The sequence below is a fragment of the Streptomyces sp. HUAS MS02 genome (assembly GCF_055702265.1).
Genome location: NZ_CM146747.1, coordinates 8,734,765 through 8,757,755 on the forward strand (window position 1 = coordinate 8,734,765; position 22,991 = coordinate 8,757,755).

Here is a 22,991-nt window from a genome sequence, read left to right on the forward strand (position 1 = left end):
GGCCTGGACCGTTCGTGGGAGGCCCGACGCGCGCGGCGCGGGCGCTCGCGTCCGGTGAGCGGTGCGACGATGGACCGTATGCGAATAGGCGGTACCAGGCGGGGACGAACCGGCACGGTGGACGAACAAGGTGCGGGCGGCGCGGGTGGTTCGGACGGCGCGGGCGCGAGGAGGGGCGCGGCTCGTGTCGGGCTCGTCGTGGTGGTCTGTGGCGCACTGGTGATGTCGGCCGCGGCGTGCGGCGGTTCGGGTGACACGAGCGACGGCGCCAAGGCCGACAGGAACGCCACGGCGTCCGGGGGCGGCACGGATCGCGCGGCGACCGAGGCCGCGGACCCGACCCGTGTCCCGGGCGTCGGCGACCGTCTGCAGAAGCAGATCCCCGCGGAGTCCCGCCAGGTCGTGGCCGTCTACGGAGAGGGCAGGGACGACGCCGACGCCACGGTCGTGCTGTACACGAAGAGCGGCTCCACCTGGAAGAAGACCCGCAGTTGGGAGGGCCACAACGGAAAGAAGGGGTGGACCACCGACCATCGGGAGGGCGACAAACGCAGTCCGGTCGGCGTGTTCACGCTGAGCGACGCGGGAGGGGTCCTGGCCGACCCGGGATCCAAGCTGCCGTACAGCAGGTCGGCGTCGTTCCAGGCGCCGCACTACTGGGCCGAGTCGCACTGGCACGACTTCGACTACGTCATCGCGATCGACTACAACAGGGTCAAGGGCACCTCGCCGATCGACCCGACGCGTCCCGAGGGCCAGTCCAAGGGCGGCAGCATCTGGCTGCACATGGACCACGGCAGCGGCACCTCGGCCTGCGTCAGCCTGTCCAAGGCGGGCATGGAGTACCTGCTGCGCACCCTCGACCCGGCCCAGCACCCGGTGATCGTCATGGGGGACAGGGCGGAGCTGGAGGCCTGAGGCGCCCGGTGCGCACGTGAGCGCTTGTGGCCGGAGATGCCATTGCGGCGGGGTGTCGACTCCCCGTAGAACTCCGGCCATGAGAAGCCGGATCATCATGTCCATGCTCACCGGAGCGACCCTCGTGGCGAGCACCCTCCTCGGGGCCACCCCCGCCCAATCCGCTGCCACCCCCGCCCACTCCGCCGCCATCTCTTCCCGGACCGATGGATCCACCGCCGTCCCCGCCGAGTTCGGGACCGACTGGCACGATCCGATCACCGCCGCTCCGCCCGTCTCCCGGCCCGAGAACGCGAGGTCGTGCGAAGTGACGGTCGCCGAGGCGCAGTTCAGGGACTTCACGCCGTACCGGGGGACCTACACGCCGCCGGCGGAGTGCGGGAAGAGATGGAGCAAGGTCGTCCTGCGGCTCGACGGCAAGGTGAAGGGCCGGCAGTTCGACCGCCTCGGCCATCTGCACATCGGCGGCGTCGAGGTGTTCCGGACGTCCACCCCGCAGCCCTCGCCCGACGGCATCGCGTGGTCCGTGGAGAAGGACGTCACGCGCTACAGCGACACCCTGCGCACCGAGCAACCGGTCGAGATGCTCATCGGCAACGTCGTCGACGACACGTACACCGGCGTCCTCGACGTCAAGGTCACGCTCACCTTCTACGTCGGCAGGCCCGATGCTGGGACGGCGGGCACCGTCCCCGACCGCGTCCTCACGCTCCAGGACGGCACCGCCCTCACCACCCCGCGCAACAGCGAGCGCGTCATCGCCGAGGTGTACGCGACCGGGTCCGGCGGCGGCTGCGAGGAGTACTGGTATCTGACGGTGCCCAACGAGGCGCCGTACTCCTGCAAGGCCGACGACGGGCCCTACCGTGAGGTGCGGATCTCTGTGGACGGGCAACTGGCCGGAATCGCCGCGCCGTTCCCGAACGTGTGGACCGGCGGTTGGTCCAACCCCTTCCTCTGGTACGTCGTCCCCGGCCCGCGCGCCTTCGACATCCAACCCCTCCGCTACGACCTCACCCCCTTCGCGGGACTCCTCAACGACGGGCGCCCGCACCGGATCGAGGTGTCCGTCGCCGGCGTGCCCGAGGGGCAGAGCGGTTGGAGCGCCCCGGTCAACGTCCTCGTCTGGCAGGACGAGAAGAAGGAGCACGTCACCGGTGCCCTCACGAAGGTGCGGGAGGGCGACTTCGCCAACGCGTCCACGTACACGCCGGGTGCGGAGCACCGCCTCGACACCGAGGGGAGCCATCGGCTGACCGTCGCCGGGTACGTCGACACCTCCCACGGCCGGGTCACGACCACCGTCCGCCGCAGTCTCCTCAACACCTCCACGCACACCTGGTCGGACGGCGAGAACCCCGACGCGCTCGACGCGAGGTGGAGCGACGACGAGACGGTCACCGTGAGCGGAGGCGGGGGCCGAGGCGGTCGTGGGCAGGACCGGACGACGCGTGTCCAGCGGTCGTACACCATGGACGGAACGACCACGCTCGGCGCGGGAGATCGGCTGCGGACCGTGCTCACGCTCGGCGACCGGGCAACCGTCACCGAGACGCACGACGGGCGGCGCACGGCGTGGTCCCGGCTCGACGACACCTACACCGGCGATGCCACGTACACGGCGAACGTACCGCGCGACCAGCGGCACGCCGTCGGGACGACGAGCGAGCGCTACCGGATGTACGGGTCGGACGGCTGCTACGACCGCTCGCTGGTCTCCGTACAGGGAGTGCTGACGGTGAACCGTACGGGCTGCTGATGCCCCATGCGTGCGATGTGACGCCTGTTCGATGATTTACCTCCGCGAAACACGGCGGTCTTCCCGGCGAGCGACGCCTCCCCGATAGTGATCGGCGCGGAAGAGCTTTTCCGCATGACAGAAAGCCATCTCGGAGGAGTGCCCGTGCCGCAGTCCGTACCGTCCCTGCCGCGACGCGTCGCACGCATGCTGCGTACCTCACTGTTCGCGCAAGTCGCAGTCGCGCTTGTGCTCGGAATCGTCGTCGGAAGGTTGTGGCCGGACACGGCCACGACCTTCCAACCGCTCGGCGACGGTTTCATCCGGCTCATCAAGACCGTCATCTCGCCGCTGGTGTTCTGTGTGGTCGTCGTCGGTATCGCCAAGGCCGGCAATCTGAAGGCGTTCGGGCGGATCGGGCTCAAGGCCCTGATCTGGTTCGAGATCGCCTCGACGGCCGCGCTGCTCATCGGCCTGGTCGCCGCCAACGTCTTCGGCCCCGGCTCGGGCATGAACGTCGACCCCACGAAGCTCGACACCTCGGCGGTCGACGCGAAGACTGCCGGCGGTGAGCTGCCCACGACGAGCGAGTTCATCCTCAACGCGCTGCCGCAGAGCGCGATCGGCGCGTTCGCCGAGAACGCGCTGCTCCAGGTGCTCGTGCTCGCCTGCCTCACCGGCGCCGCGCTGCTGCACCTCGGTCACACCAAGGTGCCGAAGATCCTGCCCGCCATCGAGCAGGCCCAGGAGGTCATCTTCGCGATCGTCGGTTTCGTCATGAAGCTGGCCCCGCTCGCCGTGTTCGGCGCGATGGTGCACCTGGTCGGTGAGTACGGCCTCGGCGTGATGAAGACCTACGCCAAGCTGATCATCCTGTGTTACGCCGTCGCCGCCGTGTTCCTGGTGCTGCTGGGCGTCGCGCTGAAGCTGATGACCGGGCTGAGCCTGTGGAAGTTCGTCCGCTACACCCGGGCCGAGATGCTGCTCGCGCTCGGTACGGCCTCCAGCGAGTCCGTCATGCCGCGCATGATGCAGAAGCTGAGGCAGGCCGGAGCCCGTGACGACGCCGTGGGCCTGGTACTGCCCACCGGGTACTCATTCAACCTGGACGGCGCGTCCATCTACCTCTCCATCGGCACCCTGTTCATCGCGCAGGCCGTGGGAGTTGACCTCAGTCTGAGTCAGCAGGTCACCGTCATCCTGGTCCTCATGCTGACCAGCAAGGGCATGGCGGGCATCCCTGGTTCGGCCTTCCTCGCGCTGTCGGCGACCGCGGCCTCGCTCGGCGCCATCCCGGCCGGTGCCGTCGCCCTCCTCCTGGGGGTCGACCGCATCATGGACTCGATGCGCGTCGCCACCAACCTGCTCGGCAACTGTGTCGCCGTCTTCGCGGTCTCGAAGTGGGAGGGCGCGCTGGACACCGACCGGGCGAAGAAGATGCTCGACGGCGAGATCGAGTTCGTGGAGGAGGACGACGAGTCCGGGACCACTTCCGTGAAGCCGGAGGCTCCCGCTCTCTCCAAAGCGGAGGTCTGATCTCTCCTGCTCCACACTCCGCACAGGAAGGGCCCGGCGCACAACTCCGCGCCGGGCCCTTTCGTGTACGCCTGTTGGGCGCTGCCGCTCAGCAGTGCCGCTCAGCCGTCGGCGCGCCGTCGACCAGCGTGGCGAGCAAGCCTTCGAGCACCCCCCGCTGATCGTCCGACAGCGGCGCCAGGATCTCCGCCGCCGCCGAGCGGCGCGCGTGGTGCAGCTCCCGCAGGACCTTGAGGCCCTCGTCCGTGACCTCTATCCGGATGACTCGCCGGTTGGTGGGGTCGGGCGCCCGGCGCACCCGCCCGCTCTCTTCCAGCGCGTCGACCAGGGTCGTCACGGCCCGCGGCACGACCTCCAGCCGCTCGGCGAGATCGGCCATCCGTGGCGGCGTGTCGTAGTGGGCGAGGGTGCGCAGGAGTCGCGACTGCGCCGGGGTGATCTCCAACCCGCTCTGCTGGAGATGGCGCTTCTGGATGCGGTGCACACGGCGGGTGAGCCGCAGCAACTGCTCGGCGAGCGGTCCGTCGCCGTCGGGGTCGGTCATACCGGGAACAATATCAGGACCATGTTCATTGTGAGTATAGGTAACAATGAGCTAAGCTCCGCAAGGCTTCGGAAGTCCCGTCATCACGACTCACCTCGCACCTCCTCAGCCGCCTCATCTCCCCATACGCCCCACCTCCCGTAGGAGCCCATGCACCCCGACCACGAACCCACCCGGGCGCCGTCCGCCGACACGCGTGACCAGCCCCGACAGGTGCGCCGCATCCTGAAGCTCTTCCGCCCCTACCGGGGTCGGCTCGCGATCGTCGGACTCCTCGTCGGCGCCGCGTCGCTCGCGTCGGTCGCCACGCCCTTCCTCCTCAAGGAGATCCTCGACACCGCGATCCCTGAGGGCCGCACCGGGCTGCTGAGCCTGCTGGCCCTCGGGATGATCCTGAGCGCCGTCCTGACCAGCATCTTCGGTGTCCTGCAGACACTGATCTCCACGACCGTCGGCCAGCGGGTCATGCACGACTTGCGCACCGCCGTCTACGGCCGACTGCAGCGGATGTCGCTCGCCTTCTTCACCCGGACCCGGACGGGCGAGGTCCAGTCCCGCATCGCCAACGACATCGGCGGCATGCAGGCGACCGTCACCTCCACGGCCACCTCCCTGGTGTCCAACACCACCAGCGTGGTCGCCACCGTCGTCGCGATGGTCGCCCTGGACTGGCGGCTCACCGTGGTCACCCTGCTCCTGCTGCCGCTCTTCGTGTGGATAAGCCGCCGGGTCGGGAACGAGCGCAAGAAGATCACCACGCAGCGGCAGAACCAGATGGCCGCCATGGCCGCGACGGTCACCGAGTCGCTCTCCGTCAGCGGCATCCTGCTCGGACGCACCATGGGCCGCGCCGACTCGCTCACCAAGTCCTTCGCCGAGGAGTCCGAGGGGCTCGTCGACCTGGAGGTCAGGGCCAACATGGCCGGGCGCTGGCGCATGGCCGTCATCACCGTCGTCATGGCCGCCATGCCCGCGGTCATCTACTGGACCGCCGGCATCGCGCTCCAGCTCGGCGGCCCGTCCGTCTCCGTCGGCACGCTCGTCGCCTTCGTCTCGCTGCAGCAGAACCTGTTCCGGCCGACCGTCAGCCTGCTGTCCACGGGTGTCCAGATCCAGGCCTCGCTCGCCCTCTTCCAGCGGATCTTCGAGTACCTCGACCTGCCGATCGACATCACCGAGTCCGAGCATCCGGTCCACCTCGACCGGATCAAGGGCGAACTCCGCTTCGAGAATGTCGAGTTCCGCTACGACGCGGACGGCCCCGGCAGCCCCGGTGGTTCCGGCAGGCCCGGTGGTTCCGGTGGTTCCGGCGGCGACGCGAAGCCGCGCCCCGTCCTCGACGGCATCGACCTGACCGTTCCGGCAGGCGGCAGCCTCGCCGTCGTCGGGCCGACCGGTGCCGGCAAGTCCACGCTCGGCGCGCTGGTGCCGAGGCTGTACGACGTCACGGGCGGCCGGGTCACCCTCGACGGGGTCGATGTCCGCGACCTGGACTTCGACACGCTGGCCCGAGGTGTCGGCGTCGTCTCGCAGGAGACGTACCTCTTCCATGCCTCGGTCGCCGACAACCTGCGCTTCGCCAAGCCGGACGCCACCGACGAGGAGCTGTACGCGGCGGCGCGGGCGGCCCAGATCCACGACCACATCGCGGCCCTGCCCGACGGCTACGACACCGTCGTCGGTGAGCGCGGCCACCGCTTCTCCGGCGGGGAGAAGCAGCGGCTCGCCATCGCCCGCACGATCCTGCGCGACCCGCCGGTCCTCATCCTGGACGAGGCGACCAGCGCCCTGGACACCCGTACCGAGCACGCGGTGCAGGAGGCCATCGACGCCCTCTCCGCCAACCGCACCACCGTCACCATCGCGCACCGGCTCTCCACCGTCCGCGGTGCCGACCAGATCGTCGTGCTCGACTCCGGGCGTGCCGTCGAGCGCGGTACGCACGAGGAACTGCTGGAGAGCGGGGGGCGGTACGCGGCGCTGGTCCGGCGGGACGCGCGGCTGAAGCCCGCCCGCGAGGTGGCCAAGGTGCCGAAACTGGAGCCGACAAGATGAAGATATGCCGGGTTTGAGGTGATATGCGGGTTACCGTGCCCGCATGCAGATGAACACTCCGCCACGGAGCACGATTCGACTGACGCGTCGGGGCCGGGCCGCCCTCATCGCGGCCGGGGCCGTCGTGGCGGCCACCGCCGTGGCGGTGCCGCTGCTGAGCGTGGGGGGAGGCGGCGGCGCGGACCAGCGTCCGACGTCCCTGGTGATCCCGGAGGGCTGGCGCTCCGGCCAGGTCTACGAAGCCGTCGACAAGGCCCTCGCGCTGCCCGCCGGATCCACCAGGAAGTCGCTGTCGAAGGCCAGCCTGATGCTGCCCGACGACGCCGAGGGCAACCCGGAGGGCTATCTCTTCCCGGCGACGTATCCGCTGCGGGAGAAGTCGACCCCCGAGTCCCTGCTAGCGGTCATGGTCGAGACCGCCAACAAGAAGTTCAACGGCGGTCAGGTCACGGCCGGGGCCCAGCGCAACGCGATGAACGTCTACCAGGCGGTCACCATCGCGAGCATCATCCAGGCAGAGGCGGCCACCGAGAAGGACATGGGCCGGGTCGCCCGGGTCATCTTCAACCGACTGGAGCGCGGAATGCCGCTGCAGATGGACTCCACCATCAACTACGCGCTGAACCGCTCCACGCTGAACACCACCGTCGACGACACGAAGATCGACAGCCCCTACAACTCGTACCGGCGCATGGGGCTGCCGCCCACCCCGATCGCCAACCCGGGTGAGGCGGCGATGCGTGCGGCCGTCAACCCGGCCTCGGGCGACTGGCTGTACTTCGTCACGGTCAAGCCGGGCGACACCCGGTTCACGGCGAACTACCAGGAACACCTGCGCAATGTCGCCGAGTTCAACCAGAACCGCAGGAAGGCTTCACCGGGAGCCGGGGCGGGCGCGGTCAGCGGGTCGCCCTCGGCCTCGTCCTCACCCGCGACCGGCTGAGCCGAGAGGTCGGCCGAGCTGAGAGGCGCGCCCGGGTCGGTCGGGATGTCAGGCGGCGGCCGGTTCGTCCGCCAGGAGCCGCCGGATGTCCCGTACCGCCGCGCGGCCGGCCCGATTGGCGCCGATCGTGCTCGCCGAAGGGCCGTAGCCGATCAGGTGGACGCGGGGATCGGCGACCGCGCGGGTGCCGTCGACGCGGATGCCGCCACCGGGCTCGCGCAGCCGCAACGGGGCCAGGTGGTCGACGGCGGCGCGGAATCCGGTCGCCCAGAGGATGACGTCGGCGTCCACACGGCGGCCGTCGTCCCACTCCACGCCGTCGGGGGTGATCCGATCGAACATCGGCAGCCGGTCCAGGACGCCGTCCGCGATGCCCTGCCGGATCGCGTCGTTGAGCGGCAGCCCCGTCACCGACACGACACTCCTTGGCGGCAGCCCCTGCCGCACCCGCTCCTCCACCAGAGCGACCGCCGCCCGTCCCGCACCCTCGTCGAACGGTCCCTCGCGGTACACGGGCGGACGCCTCGTCACCCAGGTCGTCGCGGCGGCGTACGGCGCGATCTCCAGCAGGTGTTGGGTCCCGGACGCGCCTCCGCCGACGACGATCACCCGGAGACCCGCGAAGTCCTCGGGTCCGGGGTACTGGGCGGTGTGCAACTGCCGTCCCCGGAAGGTCTCCTGCCCGGGATAGCGCGGCCAGAACGGCCGGTCCCACGTCCCCGTGGCGTTGATCAGCGTCCGTGTCGACCACGAACCGTCCGAGGTCTCGACGAGCAGTCGCCCACCCTCGCCCTCCCGCACCGCGCGGACGTCCACGGGACGCCGTACCCGCAGGTCGAAGGTGCGTTCGTAGGCGGCGAAGTACTCCCCGACGACCTCGGAGGACGGCCGGGCCGGATCGGCTCCCGTCAGCTCCATGCCGGGCAGCGCGTGCATCCCGTGCACCTTGCCGTACGTCAGCGACGGCCAGCGGAACTGCCAGGCGCCGCCCGGCGCGGGGGAGTGGTCCAGCACCACGAAGTCGCGCTCCGGCTCGAAACCGGTGCGGCGCAGGTGATAGGCGCCGGCCAGACCTCCCTGGCCGGCGCCGATGACGACCACCTCGACCTCACGCATGTCGTTCATGCTTCTACCAACGGGGAGGGGGCGCCGGATCTTCCCAGGGGCCCTGCTGTCGTGGTGCCCAGCCGTTCGAGGAGCTGTCCGCGCAGCTCGGCGAAGCGGGGGTCGGCGAGGTCACGGGGTCGGCCCAGGTCGACCGGCGTCTCGTACGCGATGACGCCCGCTTCCATCACCAGGACACGGTCGGCGAGCAGTAACGCGTCCTCGACGTCCTGCGTGGCGAGCAGCACCGCGCAGCCGTGCCGCTGCCACAACTCGCCCACCAGACGCCGTGCCTTGCCCCGGGCACCACCGTCGAGGCCGTCGAACGGCTCGTCGAGCAGCAGCAGTTCGGGCTCCTGGGCCCCTGCCCGCCCGAGCAGGGCGTTGCGCCGCACCGGCCTCCACGGCGTCGACCGCGGTGCCTGGAGCACGACGGCCTTGCGGCGCGGCACCAGGACGGTGCCGGAGATGTCGCGGTCGAGCCCGGCGAGGACACGGAGCAGGGTGGACCGGCCGTGGCCGCCGCGGCCCAGCAGGGCCACGAACTCGCCGTACCGGACGCGGAGTCGGAGGCCGTCGATGACGGCTCGGCCGTCGAGGGAACGGGTGAGCCCTTCTACGTGCACGGCGTGGCGCGTGGTTGCCATGGCAGCAGCCTTCCGGGGGACTCCTGCGGCGGGAATCCAGCTCTGGGGAGGGGAGGAAGGCACCCTGGGCGCAATTCCGCGGCGAGGGTTCGGGGGTCGCGGGGTTCCCGGGCGCCGGGAAAGAATTGAAGAGGCGTCAGCGGCCGCGACGACACGCGGCGGAGGCTACCCGCAGCAGGTCGATGTGACCTCGCGAAGTGAGCAGGGCTGAACGCGACATGCGGGGAAACTAGCCAGCCGGTCCACGCACGGTCAATGGGGTCTCGCGAGGTGGACGCGGTGTATCACGGGGTGGGCCGCTTGCGGGCGGCTGGTCACGGCGGCTGGGTACTCCCGCGCCGACGGGTCCCCGCCCACAGCCACTCGGTGCGCGAGGATGGAACCATGTCCGATGCCTTCACCACCCGAGTTCTGAACGTCGCCTCCGGCTCTCACGAGCGGGTCGTCGACCTCACCCGAGACTGCGAGGCGTTCCTCCGCGAGGCCGCGGCCGGCCGGGACGGCCTCCTCAACGTCTTCGTCCCGCACGCCACGGCCGGGATCGCCATCATCGAGACGGGCGCCGGCAGCGACGACGACCTGCTCGCCGCCCTGCGCACGCTGCTGCCCGCCGACGACCGCTGGCAGCACCGCCATGGCACCCCCGGCCACGGCCGCGACCACGTCCTCCCCGCCATCGTCCCGCCCCACGCGACACTGCCGGTCATCGACGGGAGGCTGGAACTGGGGACCTGGCAGTCGGTGTGCCTGGTGGACACGAACAAGGACAATCCTCGTCGGCAGGTACGGTTGTCGTTCCTTGCGTGACGAGGGGTGCCGACTGTAGGTCCGAAGTCCGGCCGAACCAAACGAGTCTGGCTCGCACTCTGCAGTCCACCCGCACGGGTTCGAGTCCCACCCGCCCAAAATCCGCTGCTCGCGTTCTTGGGAGCGCCGTGTCACGTGCCCCTCGCTCTGAAGCACGACTCTGTGACCTGCGGCGATGTAAGCGATCAATGTTGCTATTGGCCTTGGGGGGTGGCGATTGTCCGGCTCGAAACCAAGATCGAGGGCGCCCGACAGGGTGGGGCGCGGTCCTGCTGGATGGCGCCCTGGTGCGCACCCGACGCAGCACCGGAGCCGACAACTGGCGCAACTACTCCGGTAAGCACATGGCCCACGGCCTGCTCTTCCTCGCCCTGACCGATGAGAAGGGCACTCTTGATCTGGATCTCGCAGGCCCATCCAGGGTGCTCCTCGGAGATCACCGCCGCCGGCTCGACAGGCTGTGCGCCAAGCCGGCCTGGGGTTTGTCGGGCTGGACGACGACCCCGACGACCAGTCGGTGATCAACACGGGGCGCAAGGCAGCACGCGGCATGCGCCTGACCGACGTCCAGAAGGAGGCCAATCGGCCGCTGAGCAGCCAGCGGGCGCCGGTCGAGCACGGCTTCGTGGACCTGAACTGGAGGATTTTCACGAAGGCTCGCATGAAGGCTCGTCACGCCACCCCGCTGCTGCGGGCCTTGCCGGTGCTGACGAACGCCGAGTTCTCCCGGTGACCGACGATCACTGGCTCGCCGGCCGGAGCATCCCGCCCCGAAGGCTCACACCAGACCCGTGATCCGCGACTTCAAGATACAAAATCGTGAATGCCCTCATGTCTTGGCGGAAGCGAGCTTCTGGTTGCGGGAAGCTCGCTTCCGCCAAGACATGAGGGCAAGATCTAGTGCCAGTTGCTGATCTTGACGTCGTGCGGCGCGGGTTCGCCCTTGCCGGTTTCGATCAGTTTCTTGAGGCTCATCAGGAAGGTCGCCCACTTGGTGCTGCAGTGGTACATGAACTCCACCGGCTCCTTCCAGCCTTCGTGCCGGAACAACACGATCGTGAAGCCATCCTCCTGCTTGATCTCGAAGCGGATCTGCGTGCCGATCCACTCCTCGGGTCCGTCGACGACCTCCCAGCGCACGCGCTCGGAGGGCTGAGCCTCCAGGACCTTCATGTCGAACCCGCCGGGCTCGAAGCGGAACCGGATTACTCCCCCGACATCGCCGTCGCCGTCCGTGTCCTGAGTCCACCAGCTCGCCAGCCCATCGACCGTGGTCAAGGCTGCGTAGACAGCGTCGGGAGACGACGTGACTCCGATCCTGTGCAGGATGTCCACCATGTCCGTACCTCTTTCTCGTACCGGCGCCCGCAATCGGGCGCGGTTCATCAGCGCCGCCACGGATGTGGCGACGTTCGTTCGTGAGGGGTCAGCCCTCCTGGCTGCGCTGGATGGCTTCGGCGATCCGCTTGATGCGGTGCAGCCGGGCATCCCAGCTGGCCCCGACCGACGACAACTGCGCGACCGCGCGGGCGAGCTGGGCCTCGTCCACCTCGTAGAGGCGCTCGCGTCCGGACGGCGTGACATGGACCAGCCCGACCCGGTGGAGTACACCCAGGTGTTTGGCGACCGCCTGCCGCGTGACCGGCAGCCGCTCACTCAGCGTGGTCGCCGTCCCGCCGCCCTGCGTCAACAGCAGGTCGAGCATCCGCCGCCGGGTCGGGTCCCCCACCGCCGACCAGAGCTCGTCGTCGATGGTGACGCTCATGGTGCCGACACCAGCCGAGCGACGTACGTGACGAGGCGGGGCAGGAAGTAGTCCCAGCCGGTGACGTGCTCGCGGTACTGCTCCTCGAGCACGGCCGCCTCCCAGCCCTTCTCCCGGAACCCCGTCTCGGTGAAGCGCAGCAGCGTGCTCGTACCCGAGGGGACGAGCTCGAAGGTCACCAGGAGCGAGTTGGCCGGTGTCGCAGCCTCATCCTCGTCGTACACCCACCGGAAGGAGAACCGCCGGGGCGGGTCGGCCTCGATCACCGTGATCGGTACGACATTCGCCTCCGGCGCAGTCCCGTCGCCGAACGAGATGACCCCGGTCGCTCCGGGCACCGGCTCGAGCTCTGCTTCGTCCGGCCACCACTCCCGCAGGTGTTCGGGTCTGCTGATGACCTCGTAGACCACCTCGGGTGTGGCGTCGATGTGGATCTCCCGCTCGATGCTGCCGTACTCCATCCCGCTCTCCTCATCTCGCAACCTTTGGTTGCGTATGACTGTAGGTCCTTCCTCCAGTATGCGCAACCATTGGTTGCTCTAAGGGTGTGCCGGCACCAGATCCGTCATCTGTGTCGCCGCGCCGCCGCTGCCCCTCGTGGGACTCAACACGCACCTCGATGGCCACCTCGCGAATCCGGTCGAGCGCAATCCCGTCGCACTGGACCGCATACAGCGGGCGCGACACCCTTGCGTACGCCGGGTCGCGTCGGCGGTCCGGGCGGTCCGTGGCCCGACCTGACGGACGATTACCCCGGAGCGATCACGCCGTCGCTCAGCCGAAGCACCCCACTTACTGCTCACGCCAGAGCCGTGGCCTGCACCTTCAAGAGGAAACAGGCCCAGTGGGGATGTCGCCGAGGATCCGTCGGAAGGCTTCCACACCCTCGGCCACGGTGGTGGCGTGGTCGGCGACGTTGCGCAGATGGGGTCGCCCTGGTTCATGGCCGAAGGCCAGGCCCTGGTCCGTTGGTGTTTGCACCGCGGCAGGCCGGGCCGTTACCAGGTCCAGGTCGCGATCAGCACGGACGACAGTGACGCTCCGACGGCGGAGGTCACCGGCGGGGGCCAGGTCGGGCACTCTACGACCGGCTGATGGCTCTGGCCCCGACCTCTGTGGTCGCCCTCAACCGCGCGGTCGCCGTGGGGGCGACCGGCGGGCCCGGCAGCGGGGCTGCCCCCGATCGAGGCCTTGGACCTGGACAGCTACCACGCCTGCCACTCCGCCCGCGTCAGCCTGCTCCGCTGCCTCGGCTGTGCGACGGAGGCGGTGGAAGCGCATGACAAGGCGGCAGAACACGCTGACGCCGCCGAGCGGCGTACCTGCATCGCGCCCCTGCGTCGGCCCCGCCGGCGGTGCCTTCCGGCTCGTCAGGGCTTGCGGCCGATGAAGGCGAGCAAGCGAGTCTGGACGTCGGCGCTCTTCGGCACCTCGACTCGCGGTCCGTACTGCCCGCTCGCACGCAGCACGTCGTAACGGTCGACCGCCTGGTCCGGTGGGAATCTCTCCGATGTGCGGGTTCGACAGCAGTCTGTGTGCGGTGGCCGGATCGTCGAGGAGGGCCTGCACTCCATCGTGTGCGTCGCCCAGGCGGCCACCGGGTCGTCGTCCACCGATGGCCCTTTCGGCAGTTCGACTCCGGCACCGGCCTGCAGGAAGGCGGGGAACCACTCGACGAGGTGACGGACGACGTCCCGGGCGGCCCACCCCTCGCACGGCGCCGGGTTGTGCCATGCCTCCGGATCCGTGCCGCGTACGCGGTCGGTGAACACGCCAGCCGTACGTGGGCCGGCGCAGGCTCGAACCCGGCCGGACCGCACTACGGAAACCGCAACAACCCACTCGGCTCGTGGCATCGAGCAGGCGCAAGGACATTCCGGATCCGGTTTCGAACCCGACCTTCGCCCTGTCCCCCCCTGCCGAAGCTGATCAAGAAAGCGGCGGAGTGGTCGGTCCGGCGAGCCGGAGGATCTCGCGGACTCCCACAGGTACGTGCCGCCGGTCGTAGAGGAGCAGCGTGCGGAGCGGCTCCTCGTACGCCAGCGGGACGAAGGCGACCTCGGTGGGCGCGTACCGGGAAACGCTCCGGGGCAGCACGCCCACGCTGAGGCCGGTAGCGATCATCGCCAGTTGCATGGTGACGTCGTGGACCTCGGCGAACCGGCGCGCCTGGAACCCCGTCCGTTGGCACAGGCCGTGGATCCCGAACGGTTGCCCGTGCAAAGCATCCCGGGCGATCACGCTGAAGCGTTCGTTCGCGAGGTCTGCCAAGTCCAGTGCCGGGCGCCGGGCCAGAGGATGGTTGCGGTGCAGTGCAACGGCAAGGGCTTCCTCGGCGAGCTGTGTCGCCTCGATCTGCGCGGGTCGCGATGGTGGAGCGAATCCACTCATCAATGCGAGGTGGATCGTCCCCTGCGGCAGTTGGGCAAGAGCGTCTTCGAGCCGGGTCTCCCGGATCTGTAGCCGGATGTGGGGCCGGTCGGTGGCGAAACGTCGCAGCAGGTCGGCGAGGTGGGCAGGTGGAACCGCGGGGGTCAGGCCGATTGTGAGCATGCCTGCCTCCCCCCGATTTGCCGCCTTCCCCGCCTGGATCGCCATCTGACCGGACTCCAGGGCGTCGCGTGCGTGCGGGAGAAAGGCCGATCCGGCCTCGGTGAGCAGGACTCTGCGGCCGTCCCGGTGCACGAGCTTCATGTCCAGTGCCGTCTCAAGCCGCTGTAACTGCTGCGTCACCGCCGGCTGCGCGATCCCCAGCCGTTCGGCGGCGCGGCTGAAGTGTCTTTCCTCTGCCACCGCGACGAAGCAGCGCAGGCCTTTCATTGAGACGTCCATAACAATATGTTATCACTGCAATATCAGAATACAATTGGACAATGAGATAGCTCCGCTCATACTCTGCTTCTCGGGCTCGATGCCCTGCATGGAAAATAAATACGGAATAATCAATGCGGAAGGTGGAAGGAATGGGGAGAGGGAATGCGGGTTTAAATGGAAAGGTGGCACTCGTCACGGCTTCCTCGCGGGGGATCGGTCGCGCCGTCGCGTTGCGTTTGGGTCGGGACGGCTCGAATGTGGTGGTCAACTACCACTCGAATGAGGCTGCCGCGCGAGATGTCGTCAGCGAGATCGAGCAGCTTGGCAGCAGGGCCGTGGCCGTTCAGGCCGACCTCGCCGTGCCGCACGATGTCACCCGTCTTTTCGAAGAATCGGTGGCCACGTTCGGTGGTCTTGACATCGTCGTGAACAACGCCGGTATGCGGGCCATCGGGTCTATCGCCGCCTTTCCGGTCGAGGACCTCGACCGGCTGCTGGCCATCAACGTCAAGGGGACCTTCCTCGCCCTGCAACAGGCGGCGAACCTTGTTCGCGACGGGGGCCGTATCGTCAACATCTCCACGGGGCACACCAAACGGCCGGGGCCCCACGTCGCCGCGTATGCCGGCACCAAGGCGGCGGTTGAGTATTTCGGACACGTGCTGGCCAAGGAATTGGGCGGCCGGCAGATCACGGTCAACGTGGTGCTTCCGGGCCTCACTGACACCGACGGCTTGTCTCCGGAGTTTCGGGCGAACGCCGACACATTCATCGCTCAGACACCTCTGGGTCGGCTCGGGCGCTCCGAGGACATCGCCGACGTCGTCTCCTTTCTCGTGGGTGACGACGCGCGCTGGGTCACGGGTCAGACGATCGCGGCCGCCGGCGGCCTCGTCTGATGGATCTCTTCGGCATGCGTCGCGGGCGTTGTGGCGGAGGCCGGCCGCGAGGTCGACGAGTTGAGGTCCAACTGGCTGGCCTGATCCTCGGCCGAAGTCATCGGGACGACTGGCCGCTTCGCCGTGGCCGGCTCCCGGTGCTTCCGCCTCCAGATCCTCCAGCTCCTCGACCTGCGCGACCTGGGCCACTGAAGTTGTTCCCCTCGCAGGTGCAGCCGTCGTAGCTCGGAGGATCTGTCACGGGCGCTCGGAAGAGAAGATGCGGAGGCCGCTCCGTCCCTTTCCGGTACGTGTCTCGATTGCTTACGCCCTCCGTCAGGAAAAACGGCGCCGGAGTATTTTGTGGTGCCTCCGACGTCGCAATATGGCGTGGCAAGGCGCCTGGACCGATGATGCGCAGGTCTGAAATGGGACTCCTTTGTTTATCTGCCGCAGAACTCCGTCCGGCCGGTGTGTTCTCCCTCACGTCCAGCGAGGTTTGGCGGGCTATTTTTCCCTTTTTCCGGCGCTTTCTGCTTCCTCGTTGAGCCTTTGACAAGCCCGACCGTCGGTTCTTATTGTTGGCGCGCATTCGGAGTCCCGATGTCGTGGCTCCGGGGGCTGGTCCGGGCGGGGGACGATGAACAGGTGCTTGCCCAATCGGCCGGCGAAAATCGGATTGCACCCTTCCGTTTATTGGCTCTCTGGCGAGGGCCGCGCTCGCCCGCGCTGCCTCTCTGTTTTCCCGGCCGCTGTCACCACCGCCCTTTTCCGTGCGCGGTCGAGTGTGACTCACCAGCACGTCCGAACGACTTTCCGTACGCCGTTCGGCACGCCGTTCCGGCGATCCCGGGCACGACGGCCGACGAAGAGGAAGAAGGCATCCCGCATGACCACAGCCGTGACGAGGACGCGGACCATCGTGGACCTGCTGTGCGACGCCGCCCGGGACCACACGGAGTCCGGGTTGCGCTACCCGCGGGGCGCGGACGACCGGGACGCACCCTTGCAGAGCTATTCCGGCCTCCTCGACGAGGCCCGCTCGGTCCTCACCGGCCTTCGGGAACGCGGCCTCGAGCCGAGGGACAAGGTCGTCCTGCTCCTGGAGAAGCCGCGGGAGTTCCTCGCCGCGTTCTGGGCCTGCCAGCTCGGCGGGTTCGTGCCCTGCCCGATGGCCGCCCTGGGCGGGGACCCGGAGCGGTGGGCGGCCCAGCTGACGCACGTCGACACTCTCCTCGGACATCCGCTGATCGTCACCAGCTCAACCCTCGCCGCCGAACTCCCGCGTGCCAAGGGCCTGTCCGTCGTCCCGTCGGAGGACCTGCGCGCCGAGCACCCCGCAGACTCCTTCCACGAGGCCGATCCCAAGGACGACGCCGTCCTCGTGCTGACGTCCGGCTCCACCGGCAGTTCCAAGGCCGTGCGGCTCAGTCACGCCAACCTGCTCGCCTCCATGGCCGCCAAGAACGGGTACCACGGGCTGACCGCCCAGGACATCAGCCTCAACTGGGTCTCCTTCGACCATGTCGCCGCCCTGCTCGAATGCCACCTGCTGCCGCTGTACGCGGGCAGCACCCAGCTGCACGTCGAAGCGCCCGTAGTGCTTCAGGAGCCGCTGAACTTCCTGCGGATCATCTCCGGATTCGGCGTCACCATGACCTTCACCCCCAACTTCCTGCTGGGGCTGATCAATGCGCAGGCCGACCGGCTCGACGCAGTGAACGGCGACGAGATGGACCTGTCGCGGTTACGGCACGTCATCAGTGGCGGCGAGGCCGTCGTCCGCACCACCGGCGAGACCTTCCTCAGCCGCTTCGCTCCGTACGGGCTGCGTGCCGACGCCCTGTGGCCCGCATTCGGCATGTCGGAGACCTGCGCCGGCAGCATCTACTCCGTCGATTTCCCGGCCGCCGACCAGGGCCAGGAGTTCGCCAACCTGGGACGGCCCGTCGAGGGGCTGCGCATCCGCGTCGCCGACGAGACACACCGCGAACTCCCCGCGGGCGGGGTGGGTGAGCTCCAGCTCAACGGCCCGATGATCACGGCTGGTTACTACAACAACGAGCAGGCCACACAGGACGCCTTCACCCCCGACGGCTGGTTTCGCAGCGGTGACCTCGGCAGGATCGACGACGGTCGGCTCACCCTCGTCGGGCGCACCAAGGACAGCGTCATCGTCAATGGCGTCAACTACTTCAGCCACGACATCGAGACCCTCCTCGAAGGCCTCGACGACGTGGCCCCCTCGTTTGTCGCCGCCTTCCCCACCCGCGCCCCCGCCAGCGACACCGAGCAACTCGTCGTCGCCTTCCATCCGGAGTGCGTCGACGGTGACGAGCTCGCCCTGTACCGGGTGCTGAGCGCGGTGCGCAGCAGCGTCGTCATGCACTGGGGTTTCCGGCCCGCGCTCATCCTGCCGCTGCCGAAGGACGCCTTCCCCAAGACGAGCCTCGGCAAGATCCAGCGCGCGCTGATGCGCAAGCGGCTGGAGACAGGGGCGTACGACGAGGTGAAGGGCTTCGTCGACGACCTGCTTCTGCGTCGACTCGGCGGCTATACCGCGCCCGAGGGCGACACGGAGAAAGTCCTCGTCGGCATCTACGCCGAGATGTTCGACACCGACCCCGGCCGGATGAGTGTCACCGCCAACTTCTTCGACCTGGGTGGCACCTCACTCGACATCCTGCGTCTGCGTTCCCTGGTCGCCCAGCGTCTCGGCGCGGACGGCCTGCAGATCATCACCGTGCTGCGGGCCCCCACCGTGCGTGCCCTGGCCGCGCATCTCGACGGGGCCGCGGACGGCGAGGGGGAATACGACCCGATCGTGCCGATGCAGGTCACCGGCGACAAGACCCCGCTGTTCTGCGTCCATCCGGGCGTCGGCGAGGTCCTCGTCTTCGTCAACCTCGCGAAGTACTTCGTGGGCGAACGGCCGTTCTACGCACTGCGTGCCCGCGGCTTCAACCCCGGCGAGAGGCCCTTCGAGAGCTTCGCCGAGATGGTCGACACGTACGTCGGAGCCATCCGCTCCCGCCAGCCGCACGGCCCGTACGCCGTCGCGGGGTACTCGTACGGCGGCGCGGTCGCCTTCGAGATAGCCAAGGTGCTCGAAGCGCAGGGTGAGCGCGTCGACTTCGTCGGCAGCTTCAACCTGCCGCCGCACATCAAGTACCGCATGAACGAGCTGGACTTCGTCGAAACCGCCGCCAACCTGGCGTTCTTCCTGGAGCTGATCGACAAGAAGCAGTCCCTCGAACTGCCCGCACAGCTGCGGTCGTTGTCCAAGGACGAGCAGCTCGCGTACTTCATCGACCATGCGCCCGAGGGCCGTCTCGCCGAACTCGACCTCACCTTCGAGAAGTTCAAGGCATGGGCGGAACTCGCGGACGGCCTCACGAACCTCGGACGCGGCTACTCGCCCGCCGGCCGGGTCCGCTCGATGAGCGTCTTCTACGCCATCCCGCTGCGCGGCACCAAGGAGGACTGGCTCAACAACGAGCTGCGCCGCTGGGACGAACACGCCACCGGCGAGAACCACTACATCGACGTACCCGGCGAGCACTACACGCTGATGGGCCCGACCCACGTGGCGACCTTCCAGTCGATCCTGCGCAAGGAGCTCGACCGCGCCCTCGGCGACGCCTGAACCCCACCGATCCCCGACCCCCGAGGAGGGGCAGTACGTGAACCGCAAGAAGATCCTGGTGACCGGTGCCACAGGACTGGTGGCGGGACCGGTCGCCGAGGCGCTGGCCGAGGGCAACGAGGTGTGGGCGCTGGGGCGCTTCGGCGCCCCCGGGGCCGAGGAGAAGCTGACCCGCCACGGCATCCGCACCTTCCGCTGGGACATGGACGACACCGGCGCCGGCTCCCTGAAGGGCCTCCCGGAAGACTTCACCCACGTCTTCCACTCCGCGGTCAACCGCGGCGAGGACGGCGACTTCAACGCGGCCGTCGAGGCCAACTCGGTCGCCGCAGGGCGCCTGATGACCCACTGCCGTACCGCCGAGGCGTTCCTGTACGTATCCACCGGCGCCCTGTACGCGCGCCAGACCCTCGACCACAAATACACCGAGACCGACCCGCTGGACGGCAAGGCCGACTGGCTGCCCGTCTACCCCGTGGCCAAGATCGCGGCCGAGGGCACGGTCCGGGCGTTCGCGCAGACCCTCGGCCTGCCGACCGTCATCGCCCGCCTCAACATCGCCTACGGGCCCGCCGGTTACGGCGGTGTGCCGATGCTCTACTTCAAGCGCATGCTCGCCGGCGAGCCGATTCCGGTCCCGTTGGAGGGCCAGAACTGGACCTCGCTGCTGTACATCGACGACCTCGTCGAGCAGGTCCCGCACCTGTGGAACGCGGCGAGCGTCCCGGTGACCCTGACCAACTGGGGCGGCGACGAGTCCGTCGGCATCACCGACTGTGTCCGCTACCTGGAGGAGCTCACCGGGGTCGAGGCGAACCTCGTACCGAGCGAAGTCACCCGCGAGACCTACCAGTTCGACCCGACGCTGCGCCGCTCGCTCACCGGGCCGTGCAAGGTGCCGTGGCGTGAGGGAATCCGGCGCACCCTCGCGGTCCTGCACCCCGACCACCTCAAGAAGTGAGAGGAGCGGCTCCCGTCATGACCGACATCAGCGGCGGTACGGACCGCACGGGCAGCACGGATCCGCTGGCACCGATCCACGCCGCCTACGCCGCCTTCGCGGCCCGCGACGTGGGCGCGCTCCTGGCTGCCTTCGACCCGGACATCGAGTGGGTGCACCCCGAGGGGATGGACAAGTACGGTCTCGGCGGCACCAAGCACGGGCACGCCGGTGTCAAGGAGTTCCTCGGGCGGGTGCCCACCGTCCTCGGCGGCATGCGGCTGCACCCGGGCGAGTTCATCAGGGAGGGCGAACGTGTGGTCGTCTTCGGCAGCCGGGACATCACCTCCCTGAGCGGTTACACGGAGACCCAGCCGTTCGTGCACTCCTGGGTCCTGCGCGACGGGCGGGCCGTCCGCATGGAGGACATCTTCGACACCGTCGCGTTCCACCGTGTGATCGAGAGCTGACGGGCAACGATGACGCACGCCTGACCGGGTCCGGAGGGGACCTTCACGCGGACCGCGCTGTGCCGGCCGCTGCCGACGGTCCCTCCGGACCGGGAACCGGCGCACGCCGTCCCTGTCCTGGTCCGGTCCTCGCCGACGGGCCGGGTGCTCGGCAGCTACCACCGGTTCCTCGACGTCGACGCCCACATCGGCACCCGCCCGCTGCGCCTGGCTCGCGTGCGGCCCGTCGGCGCTGGGAGCGAGCCGGTCGTGGGGGCGGAAGCGGCTGGTCGGTCGGTGTGGATGCGGTCGGTCAGTCGGCGGCTGACGAGGCCGTCACTCCGTGGGCCGAGGAGGTTTCCTCGGCCGTCGGCCGACGCGGCTCGCCGGCTACGGGTCGGGGGTGCCGTCGGCCTCGCCTCGGCAGAGGTCGCCGGACCCCAGGGGGCGGAGTTCGTCCGTCGTGGGGTGGCGGTTCCGGCCTGCCGAGGATCGACGCAGTTCGTCGGCCGCCTCCCGCACGGCCGGCAGCAGGGCCGCCACCGGCGGGCTGTCCAGGGCGCCCTCACGTACCACGAGGGTGATCCGGCGGATGGGCCGGATCCCCTTCAGCGCGATGCGGGCCACCGGATGCCCCGGCCGGTCAGGCACCAGGTCGGGGACGAGCGCGACGCCCCAGTCCATCGAGACCAGCCCGAACACGGCCTGCATGTCCCCGATGTCGGAGACGATGTCGGGGGCGAAACCGGCGTCGGCGCACAGGCGCAGGACCAGCTGTCCGAGCCTGGACGTCCGGTCCAGCAGCCACGGCTGCTCCGCGAACTCGGCGAGGGCGCGCGGCTCCTCGCTCCGGGCGAGCGGGTGACCGGGCGCGATGGCCAGGCGGATGAGGTCACTGATCACCTCCTCCTCGTACAGCCCCGGCACCCGTGGCTCGGGCACCTGCGGGTAGCCGGAGGCCAGGACGGCGTCGAGCCGCCCGAGCCGGACCGTCTGCCGGCCCTCGTCGGGGTCGACGCCGTGCAGGGTGATGCGCAGTTCCGGATGCCGTGCGCGCAACCGGTTCAACGCCGGCACCAGCAGGGCCGGCCCCTCGTGGAGCGGTACGCCCACCCGCAGCTCACCGGTGACCTTGCCGTCCCGGGCATGCAACTGTGCCTCTGCGGCCTCAAGTTGGGCGAGGACCCGCTCGGTGTGCGCCACCAGCAGTCGTCCGGCGGCGGTCAGCTCGGCCCGTTTGCTGCCACGGTCCAGCAGCGCGGCGCCGGTCTCCGACTCCAGTGCGGACAGCTGCTGGGAGACCGCGGAACGCGTGTAGTTGAGTGCCTGCGCGGCCGCGGCGATCGAGCCCCGGGCCCCCACCTCGCGCAGCAGCACCAGTTTCCGTACGTCCAGCACCGTCACCCTCGCTAACGCTTCTGGTTAAGAAGTAACACGCCAGATTACGGGACAACGGTCCTGCCGGCGACTTCAATGGAGATCGACATCCCCCCAACGCGCCGACCACACAAGGGACTTCCGCCATGCCCGTACTGCTTCATCTCGACTCCAGCCCCCGCCGGGGCTCGGTCTCCCGCCAGATCTCGGGTGAGTTCGCGGAGACCTGGCGCAAGGTCAACCCCGACGGCCGCTACGTCTACCGTGACCTGGCCGCCGACCCCGTACCGCATGTCGACCACGCCCAGATCGAGGTCATGCACCGCTTGGAGACGGAGGGCATACGCGACGTCGCGGTGGCCCGCGCGGCGACGCGCACGCCCGAGGAGGAAGCGAGCTGGGCGGTGACCTGGCCGCTGATCGAGGAACTCCTCGCGGCCGACACCATCCTGCTCGGCGTGCCGATGTACAACTTCTCGGTGCCGTCCACGTTCAAGGCGTGGTTCGACCGCGTCCTCATCGCGCCGCTGATCGCCGACCCGGCCACCGGCCAGGGCCCGCTCTCCGGCAAGCGGGTCGTGGTGGCCTCCGCCCGCGGCGGCGCCTACGGGCCGGGCACGCCCCGCCACGACTTCGACCACCAGGAGCCGTACCTGAAGGCGGCGCTCAGCATGGTGGGCCTCGCCTCCGACCTCACGTTCCTGCACGCGGAGCTGACCAAGTCGGCGCACGTGCCCCGGCTCCAGCAGTTCAAGGAGATGGCGGCCACCTCGTACCAGGCGGCGATCGACGGCGCCCGCACACACGGCGAGGCCTGAACAGCCCCGTAC

Annotated in this window: 23 protein-coding genes; 13 read left to right on the forward strand and 10 right to left on the reverse strand. The window is 69.1% G+C overall.

Features of this window, described 5'->3' with window-relative positions; genetic code table 11:
* The first annotated feature begins 222 nt into the window (after nucleotides 1-222).
* The 3 genes from ACZ9QC_RS37700 (at nucleotide 223) to ACZ9QC_RS37710 (ending at nucleotide 4,192) form a co-directional block, all read left to right on the forward strand.
* On the forward strand, nucleotides 223-918 hold the full coding sequence (locus ACZ9QC_RS37700) for a L,D-transpeptidase family protein (RefSeq protein ID WP_472921918.1): 696 nt from the start codon (nucleotides 223-225) through the stop codon (nucleotides 916-918).
* Between the two features lie 79 nt (nucleotides 919-997).
* Complete coding sequence (locus ACZ9QC_RS37705; RefSeq protein ID WP_472917187.1) at nucleotides 998-2,677, forward strand: peptide-N4-asparagine amidase; 1,680 nt, start codon at nucleotides 998-1,000, stop codon at nucleotides 2,675-2,677.
* Nucleotides 2,678-2,821: 144 nt separating this feature from the next.
* Nucleotides 2,822-4,192, forward strand: a complete 1,371-nt coding sequence (locus tag ACZ9QC_RS37710) for a cation:dicarboxylate symporter family transporter (protein ID WP_472917188.1) — start codon at nucleotides 2,822-2,824, stop codon at nucleotides 4,190-4,192.
* Nucleotides 4,193-4,280: 88 nt separating this feature from the next.
* Here ACZ9QC_RS37710 and ACZ9QC_RS37715 read toward each other — a convergent pair whose 3' ends face one another.
* A complete protein-coding gene (locus ACZ9QC_RS37715) occupies nucleotides 4,281-4,736 on the reverse strand; it encodes a MarR family winged helix-turn-helix transcriptional regulator (RefSeq protein WP_472917189.1) in 456 nt (151 codons plus the stop codon).
* Between the two features lie 150 nt (nucleotides 4,737-4,886).
* Between ACZ9QC_RS37715 and ACZ9QC_RS37720 the strand changes: the two genes are divergently transcribed.
* Together ACZ9QC_RS37720 and mltG are read left to right on the forward strand one after the other, a co-directional pair.
* Nucleotides 4,887-6,791, forward strand: coding sequence for an ABC transporter ATP-binding protein (locus ACZ9QC_RS37720; protein WP_472917190.1), 1,905 nt, complete (start codon nucleotides 4,887-4,889; stop codon nucleotides 6,789-6,791).
* Nucleotides 6,792-6,834: 43 nt separating this feature from the next.
* Nucleotides 6,835-7,734: an endolytic transglycosylase MltG gene (gene mltG / locus ACZ9QC_RS37725; protein WP_472917191.1), complete on the forward strand. Its 900-nt coding sequence runs from the start codon at nucleotides 6,835-6,837 to the stop codon at nucleotides 7,732-7,734.
* 48 nt (nucleotides 7,735-7,782) lie between these two features.
* Here mltG and ACZ9QC_RS37730 read toward each other — a convergent pair whose 3' ends face one another.
* From ACZ9QC_RS37730 to ACZ9QC_RS37740, 3 genes are all read right to left on the reverse strand, one after another.
* On the reverse strand, nucleotides 7,783-8,859 hold the full coding sequence (locus ACZ9QC_RS37730) for an NAD(P)-binding domain-containing protein (protein ID WP_472917192.1): 1,077 nt from the start codon (nucleotides 8,857-8,859) through the stop codon (nucleotides 7,783-7,785).
* A complete protein-coding gene (locus ACZ9QC_RS37735) occupies nucleotides 8,856-9,485 on the reverse strand; it encodes an ATP-binding cassette domain-containing protein (RefSeq protein ID WP_472917193.1) in 630 nt (209 codons plus the stop codon). The genes ACZ9QC_RS37730 and ACZ9QC_RS37735 overlap by 4 nt, the downstream gene beginning before the upstream one ends.
* 136 nt (nucleotides 9,486-9,621) lie before the next feature.
* Nucleotides 9,622-9,705: a putative leader peptide gene (locus ACZ9QC_RS37740; protein ID WP_367821903.1), complete on the reverse strand. Its 84-nt coding sequence runs from the start codon at nucleotides 9,703-9,705 to the stop codon at nucleotides 9,622-9,624.
* 164 nt (nucleotides 9,706-9,869) lie between these two features.
* On the opposite strand from ACZ9QC_RS37740, the gene ACZ9QC_RS37745 reads away from it, so the two are divergent.
* Nucleotides 9,870-10,292, forward strand: a complete 423-nt coding sequence (locus ACZ9QC_RS37745) for a secondary thiamine-phosphate synthase enzyme YjbQ (RefSeq protein WP_472917194.1) — start codon at nucleotides 9,870-9,872, stop codon at nucleotides 10,290-10,292.
* A gap of 460 nt (nucleotides 10,293-10,752) precedes the next feature.
* On the forward strand, nucleotides 10,753-11,025 hold the full coding sequence (locus ACZ9QC_RS37750; protein WP_472917195.1) for a hypothetical protein: 273 nt from the start codon (nucleotides 10,753-10,755) through the stop codon (nucleotides 11,023-11,025).
* Between the two features lie 164 nt (nucleotides 11,026-11,189).
* On the opposite strand, the gene ACZ9QC_RS37755 is transcribed toward ACZ9QC_RS37750, so the two are convergent.
* The 3 genes from ACZ9QC_RS37755 to ACZ9QC_RS37765 form a co-directional block, all read right to left on the reverse strand.
* Nucleotides 11,190-11,630: an SRPBCC family protein gene (locus ACZ9QC_RS37755; RefSeq protein ID WP_472917196.1), complete on the reverse strand. Its 441-nt coding sequence runs from the start codon at nucleotides 11,628-11,630 to the stop codon at nucleotides 11,190-11,192.
* Between the two features lie 88 nt (nucleotides 11,631-11,718).
* A complete protein-coding gene (locus tag ACZ9QC_RS37760) occupies nucleotides 11,719-12,057 on the reverse strand; it encodes an ArsR/SmtB family transcription factor (RefSeq protein WP_472917197.1) in 339 nt (112 codons plus the stop codon).
* Entirely contained in the window at nucleotides 12,054-12,518 is a 465-nt protein-coding gene (locus ACZ9QC_RS37765; RefSeq protein WP_472917198.1) for an SRPBCC family protein, read from the reverse strand. Before ACZ9QC_RS37765 ends, ACZ9QC_RS37760 begins: the two co-directional genes overlap by 4 nt.
* A gap of 442 nt (nucleotides 12,519-12,960) precedes the next feature.
* Between ACZ9QC_RS37765 and ACZ9QC_RS37770 the strand changes: the two genes are divergently transcribed.
* Nucleotides 12,961-13,152 (forward strand): hypothetical protein, encoded by a 192-nt coding sequence (locus ACZ9QC_RS37770; protein WP_472917199.1) that lies wholly within the window; start codon nucleotides 12,961-12,963, stop codon nucleotides 13,150-13,152.
* 275 nt (nucleotides 13,153-13,427) lie between these two features.
* Here ACZ9QC_RS37770 and ACZ9QC_RS37775 read toward each other — a convergent pair whose 3' ends face one another.
* Entirely contained in the window at nucleotides 13,428-13,829 is a 402-nt protein-coding gene (locus ACZ9QC_RS37775) for a maleylpyruvate isomerase N-terminal domain-containing protein (RefSeq protein WP_472917200.1), read from the reverse strand.
* Between the two features lie 157 nt (nucleotides 13,830-13,986).
* A complete protein-coding gene (locus ACZ9QC_RS37780) occupies nucleotides 13,987-14,889 on the reverse strand; it encodes a LysR family transcriptional regulator (RefSeq protein WP_472917201.1) in 903 nt (300 codons plus the stop codon).
* Between the two features lie 164 nt (nucleotides 14,890-15,053).
* On the opposite strand from ACZ9QC_RS37780, the gene ACZ9QC_RS37785 reads away from it, so the two are divergent.
* The 4 genes from ACZ9QC_RS37785 to ACZ9QC_RS37800 all read left to right on the forward strand — a co-directional run bounded on the left by ACZ9QC_RS37785 (nucleotide 15,054) and on the right by ACZ9QC_RS37800 (nucleotide 20,805).
* Entirely contained in the window at nucleotides 15,054-15,770 is a 717-nt protein-coding gene (locus ACZ9QC_RS37785) for an SDR family oxidoreductase (protein WP_472917202.1), read from the forward strand.
* Nucleotides 15,771-16,638: 868 nt separating this feature from the next.
* Nucleotides 16,639-19,395, forward strand: a complete 2,757-nt coding sequence (locus tag ACZ9QC_RS37790; protein WP_472917203.1) for an AMP-binding protein — start codon at nucleotides 16,639-16,641, stop codon at nucleotides 19,393-19,395.
* A gap of 37 nt (nucleotides 19,396-19,432) precedes the next feature.
* Nucleotides 19,433-20,356 carry an NAD-dependent epimerase/dehydratase family protein gene (locus ACZ9QC_RS37795; protein WP_472917204.1) on the forward strand — a complete coding sequence of 308 codons (924 nt, stop codon included), beginning with the start codon at nucleotides 19,433-19,435 and terminating at the stop codon, nucleotides 20,354-20,356.
* Between the two features lie 17 nt (nucleotides 20,357-20,373).
* Complete coding sequence (locus ACZ9QC_RS37800; RefSeq protein ID WP_472917205.1) at nucleotides 20,374-20,805, forward strand: nuclear transport factor 2 family protein; 432 nt, start codon at nucleotides 20,374-20,376, stop codon at nucleotides 20,803-20,805.
* 369 nt (nucleotides 20,806-21,174) lie between these two features.
* On the opposite strand, the gene ACZ9QC_RS37805 is transcribed toward ACZ9QC_RS37800, so the two are convergent.
* Nucleotides 21,175-22,188: a LysR family transcriptional regulator gene (locus ACZ9QC_RS37805; protein ID WP_472917206.1), complete on the reverse strand. Its 1,014-nt coding sequence runs from the start codon at nucleotides 22,186-22,188 to the stop codon at nucleotides 21,175-21,177.
* A 119-nt stretch (nucleotides 22,189-22,307) separates the two neighbouring features.
* Here ACZ9QC_RS37805 and ACZ9QC_RS37810 point away from each other — a divergent pair, with 119 nt between their 5' ends.
* Nucleotides 22,308-22,979: an FMN-dependent NADH-azoreductase gene (locus ACZ9QC_RS37810; RefSeq protein ID WP_472917207.1), complete on the forward strand. Its 672-nt coding sequence runs from the start codon at nucleotides 22,308-22,310 to the stop codon at nucleotides 22,977-22,979.
* Nucleotides 22,980-22,991 lie beyond the last annotated feature (12 nt).

Excerpts from the sequence above, each read along its gene's own strand:
- ACZ9QC_RS37755 (WP_472917196.1), bottom strand. The coding sequence starts at position 11,630 with ATGGTGGACATCCTGCACAGGATCGGAGTCACGTCGTCTCCCGACGCT.
- ACZ9QC_RS37765 (WP_472917198.1), bottom strand. The coding sequence starts at position 12,518 with ATGGAGTACGGCAGCATCGAGCGGGAGATCCACATCGACGCCACACCC.
- ACZ9QC_RS37790 (WP_472917203.1), top strand. The coding sequence starts at position 16,639 with ATGACCACAGCCGTGACGAGGACGCGGACCATCGTGGACCTGCTGTGC.
- ACZ9QC_RS37740 (WP_367821903.1), bottom strand. The coding sequence starts at position 9,705 with ATGTCGCGTTCAGCCCTGCTCACTTCGCGAGGTCACATCGACCTGCTG.
- ACZ9QC_RS37760 (WP_472917197.1), bottom strand. The coding sequence starts at position 12,057 with ATGAGCGTCACCATCGACGACGAGCTCTGGTCGGCGGTGGGGGACCCG.
- ACZ9QC_RS37700 (WP_472921918.1), top strand. The coding sequence starts at position 223 with ATGTCGGCCGCGGCGTGCGGCGGTTCGGGTGACACGAGCGACGGCGCC.
- ACZ9QC_RS37745 (WP_472917194.1), top strand. The coding sequence starts at position 9,870 with ATGTCCGATGCCTTCACCACCCGAGTTCTGAACGTCGCCTCCGGCTCT.
- ACZ9QC_RS37800 (WP_472917205.1), top strand. The coding sequence starts at position 20,374 with ATGACCGACATCAGCGGCGGTACGGACCGCACGGGCAGCACGGATCCG.
- ACZ9QC_RS37810 (WP_472917207.1), top strand. The coding sequence starts at position 22,308 with ATGCCCGTACTGCTTCATCTCGACTCCAGCCCCCGCCGGGGCTCGGTC.
- ACZ9QC_RS37715 (WP_472917189.1), bottom strand. The coding sequence starts at position 4,736 with ATGACCGACCCCGACGGCGACGGACCGCTCGCCGAGCAGTTGCTGCGG.
- ACZ9QC_RS37780 (WP_472917201.1), bottom strand. The coding sequence starts at position 14,889 with ATGGACGTCTCAATGAAAGGCCTGCGCTGCTTCGTCGCGGTGGCAGAG.
- mltG (WP_472917191.1), top strand. The coding sequence starts at position 6,835 with ATGCAGATGAACACTCCGCCACGGAGCACGATTCGACTGACGCGTCGG.
- ACZ9QC_RS37730 (WP_472917192.1), bottom strand. The coding sequence starts at position 8,859 with ATGAACGACATGCGTGAGGTCGAGGTGGTCGTCATCGGCGCCGGCCAG.
- ACZ9QC_RS37720 (WP_472917190.1), top strand. The coding sequence starts at position 4,887 with ATGCACCCCGACCACGAACCCACCCGGGCGCCGTCCGCCGACACGCGT.
- ACZ9QC_RS37735 (WP_472917193.1), bottom strand. The coding sequence starts at position 9,485 with ATGGCAACCACGCGCCACGCCGTGCACGTAGAAGGGCTCACCCGTTCC.
- ACZ9QC_RS37705 (WP_472917187.1), top strand. The coding sequence starts at position 998 with ATGAGAAGCCGGATCATCATGTCCATGCTCACCGGAGCGACCCTCGTG.